This window comes from Brevundimonas sp. CURTG3B2_SDJG (genome assembly GCF_057364705.1).
The window spans coordinates 1-3771 of the sequence record NZ_JBNFOJ010000266.1 but is presented as its reverse complement, the minus strand read 5'-3'; the positions used below and the strand labels follow the sequence as shown (position 1 = coordinate 3771).

Genomic DNA, 3771 nt, shown 5'->3' with positions numbered 1-3771 from the left:
CGGCCGCCCCGCCCCTTGGGTGGCCAGGCCCGCCGTCATCGAGGCCAGCCCCGCCCGATCGCTCGGATCGGCCGCCGCCCCGCCGGCGATGACCAACTGGGCGTTCACGATCGGCAGGTCGGTGGACTTGGCCACGATCACCCGCAGGCCGTTGGACAGCGTCCGTTCGGCCACGACCGGGGCCGTCACGGCCCGCGCCTCGCCCGGCGCCGGCGGCGCCATCCGCTGGTCCTCGGGCAGCAGCGTGTTCGGCGGCAGGATCGCCGGCGGCACGCTCACATAGGTCGGGATCGGCGCCGGGTTGCGCCAGCTGTCCTCGGGGACGCCCGCCGGACGCGCGCTTTCGTCCTGATAGCGGACCGACACCCGGGCCTGTTCGTTCAGATAGGTCCGCGCCACGCGCTGCACATCCGCGGCGGTCACCGCCTGGACGGCGGCCAGCCGCTCGTCGGCGGCGCGGGGGTTGTTCTCGGACACCAGAGACTGGCCCAGGATGAAGGCCCGGCCCGAGGCCGTCTCGCGCTGGCGCAGCGCCGAGGCCACGATCTCGGTCTTGGCCTCCGCCAGTTCGGCGGCCGTCACCGGTTCACCGCGCACCCGATCCAGCTCGGCGTTGATCGCCGCCTCCACGTCCGGGATCGCCTTGCCCTGGGCCACGGTGGCCGTGACCGTGACGACCCCCGCCTCCTCCTCGCTGTCGACGCCGAAGCTCGCGTTCGAGGCCAGCTGGCTGCGGTAGACCAGCGCCTGATACAGGCGCGAGCTCTCGCCCCACGACATGATCGCCTGCAGCACGTCCAGCGCCGGCCCGTCGGCATGGTTCGCCGCCACCCCCGGATAGATGGCGCCGACGGCCGGCAGCGGCACGTTGGGCGCATAGGCGTCGACCAGGCGCGGCTGGGTCCGCGGGGTCGGCGTGGGTCGTTCGAACACCGGCACCGGACGCTCGGGGTTGCGGATGTCCCCGAAATACTGATCCACCCAGCGGTCCAGCTGCGCCGGATCGAAATTGCCGGACACGATCATCGTTGCCGTGGCCGGACGATAGTAGGCCTCGTGGAAGGCGCGGGCGTCCTCGATCCGGGCCGAATCCAGCTCCTCGATCGAGCCGATCACGCTGCGGCGATAGATGCTCTCGTCATAGGCGTTGTCGCCAATCACGAACCGCTGGAAGCGGCCGTACGGCGGGGCGTAGACGCGCTGGCGCAACTCCTCCTTCACGATCGACCGCTCGGCGTCGAACACCGCCTGGTCCACCACCGGCCGAGCCATCCGCTCGGCGTGGGTCCACAGCATCGTCTCCAGATACTGGGGCGGCACAGTCTCGTAGTAGTTGGTGAAGTCCTGGCCCGTGGAGGCGTTGCGCGTCCCGCCCGCGTTCTCGACCAGGGTCGAGATCTGGCCGTACGGCAGGTTCACCGTCTTGCGGCTCAGAATGTGCTCGAACAGGTGGGCGAAACCCGACCGCCCCTGCGGATCGTCCTTGCCGCCCACGTCGTACCACACCGTCACCGTCACCGTGCCGGCGCTGGGATCGGGCATCGCATAGACGTCCAGCCCGTTGGCCAGTTCGCGGTGGGTGAACTGCAGCGAGGGCACCGCGACCGGCGCGACCTGCTGGGCCGAGGCGGGAAGAACGGGCGCGGCGAGCGCAATCAGCGAGGCGCCCAAAAGGGCGGCGGTGCGGGTCATCATGGGGTCCCCCTGAACATCAGGACCCGGACCCTATCAGCGCCCCTGCGCGGTCCAAGTTACGAGCCGGTAATGATCGGTCGCCGATCCGGGAACGCCGTTCGCGCCTACGTCGGCGGCACGACAGACCCGCTCGCCCCCCAAGCGTATTCCGGTCGCAGGAGGGAGCCATGCGCATCTACGAGTTTCACGTCCTGGACGGCCAGGGCCGGACCCCGGGGCTCGACGTCTGCGACTGCGCCGACGACGGCGAGGCGACCCGTGAGGCCTTCCGCACCCTGAACCAGCACGCCTCGTGCTCGGCCGTCGATGTCTACGAAGGCGACCGCCTGGTCATCCGGATCGAACGCCCCGCCGGCGAGGACCCCTTCCTGCCGCCCGCCATCCACGGCGCCTGATGCGACCTCCCGAGGTCCGTTCGCAAGCCGACGATATCTCCCGCCCCGTTAAGTCGAGTTCCGGCAGACGCACGGTTCCGGAACACCGTATGCGCCGGTCATGAAAGAGATTTCGCCGAGGAATCACCTGATTGACGCCCTTGAGCCGGAGGACCGCGAGGCCCTGCTGGCGTCGGCGTCGGTGGTGGATTTCGCCCAGGGCCACGTCTTCTACGAGCCGGGCGATCCGATCGAGTTCGTCTACTTCATCGAGCACGGGGTGGCCTCGGCCGTGGCCGTGCTCGAGGACGGCCGCACCGTCGAGACCCTCATGGTCGGCCGCGAGGGGGTCACGGGCGTGATCGCCGCCACCGTCCCCCACCACTCCTTCACGCGCAACAACGCCCAGATCGGCGGCTCGGCCTTGCGCGTCGACGCCGGCCGCTTCCGCGCCCTGGTGGCCGAACGCCCGGGCCTGCGCGCCGTCGTCGCCCGCTACATGGCCAGCCTGCAGGGCGAGTTGGAGCAGTCCGCGGCCTGCAACGCCCTTCACCGCGCCGAGCAGCGCTTCGCCAAATGGCTGCTGCGCTGCCACGACCGCGTCGACGGCGACACGTTCAACCTGACCCAGGAGTATCTGGCCTCGATGCTGGGCTCCCAGCGCACCACGGTGAACGAGGCGGCTCAGGGCCTGCAGAAATCGCGCGCCATCTCCTATTCCAGGGGCCGTATCACCGTCCTGAACCGCGCCGCGCTCGAGCGGGTGGCCTGCGAATGCTATCGCGCGGTCGACCCCTTCCACGGCCGGCTAGGGACGCGAAACGACTAGACGGGAACCTTTCGCCCGCCTTTGCCGTTCCTATTGTTCGGGTCTTTCAGGACCCTTTCCGCGCCAGGGCGTTCGCCGCTCCCCGACCCGGGAGCACCCCATGACCGACGCCTTCACCCCCAACCTGCTGCTGCGCTCGCTCGACGCGGCCGACCGCGACGCCATCCTGGCGATCGCCAAGCCTCAACGCTTCGTCCAGGGCGACACCCTGGTCGAACCCGGCGGCGCGATCACCCACGTGCATTTCGTCGAGGAAGGCGTCATCTCCGTCGTGACCGAGATGAGCGACGGCCGGTCGGTTGAGTCCTACATGGTCGGATCCGAAGGCGTCGCCGGCTCCGCCGCCGCATTCGTCGTCGCCCGCAGCTACTCCCGCCACACCTGTCAGATCTCGGGCCGCTCCCTACGGGTCGAGGCTGCGGCGCTCCGCCAGCTGGTCGAGCGGTCCGCGCGCCTGCGTCAGGTCCTCGCCCGCTACGACGCCGGCCTGCAGGCCGAGTTGGAGCGGTCCAACGCCTGCAACATCCTGCACAACGCCGAGCAGCGGCTGGCGAAATGGCTGCTGCGTTGCCACGACCGGGTCGAAGGGGACGTCATGCCGCTGACCCAGGAATATCTGGCCACCATGCTCGGCGCCCAGCGCACCACCGTCAACGACGCGGCCCAGCACCTGCAGACGGTGGACGCCATCCGCTACGCCCGCGGCAAGCTGACGGTGACGGACCGCTGGCGCCTCGAGCGGGCCGCCTGCGAATGCTATGGCCCCGCCTCCATCCTGGACGCGCGCGAAGCGATCTAGCGCATCAGAGCAGCGGCTCGACCTCCGTCGCGGCGTCGGCAGGCGAGCGGGCTGGGCGCGGCCGGGTCGCCGCC

The 3771-nt window shown here is 70.2% G+C and carries 4 protein-coding genes; 3 read left to right on the top strand and 1 reads right to left on the bottom strand.

All coding sequences use genetic code 11. The annotated features are described in order from the left end of the window. On the bottom strand, positions 1-1695 hold a 1695-nt coding region (locus AC2W7C_RS14710), incomplete at its 3' end, for a M16 family metallopeptidase (protein WP_486002088.1). 167 nt (positions 1696-1862) lie between these two features. Here AC2W7C_RS14710 and AC2W7C_RS14705 point away from each other — a divergent pair. The 3 genes from AC2W7C_RS14705 (at position 1863) to AC2W7C_RS14695 (ending at position 3697) form a co-directional block, all read left to right on the top strand. Next, on the top strand, positions 1863-2090 hold the full coding sequence (locus AC2W7C_RS14705; protein WP_486002087.1) for a DUF6894 family protein: 228 nt from the start codon (positions 1863-1865) through the stop codon (positions 2088-2090). A 100-nt stretch (positions 2091-2190) separates the two neighbouring features. After that, positions 2191-2898 carry a Crp/Fnr family transcriptional regulator gene (locus AC2W7C_RS14700; RefSeq protein WP_486002086.1) on the top strand — a complete coding sequence of 236 codons (708 nt, stop codon included), beginning with the start codon at positions 2191-2193 and terminating at the stop codon, positions 2896-2898. A 100-nt stretch (positions 2899-2998) separates the two neighbouring features. Further along, entirely contained in the window at positions 2999-3697 is a 699-nt protein-coding gene (locus AC2W7C_RS14695; RefSeq protein ID WP_486002085.1) for a Crp/Fnr family transcriptional regulator, read from the top strand. Positions 3698-3771: the final 74 nt, after the last annotated feature.

Coding starts and splice junctions, on each gene's coding strand:
- AC2W7C_RS14700 (WP_486002086.1), top strand. CDS start 2,191: ATGAAAGAGATTTCGCCGAGGAATCACCTGATTGACGCCCTTGAGCCG.
- AC2W7C_RS14695 (WP_486002085.1), top strand. CDS start 2,999: ATGACCGACGCCTTCACCCCCAACCTGCTGCTGCGCTCGCTCGACGCG.
- AC2W7C_RS14705 (WP_486002087.1), top strand. CDS start 1,863: ATGCGCATCTACGAGTTTCACGTCCTGGACGGCCAGGGCCGGACCCCG.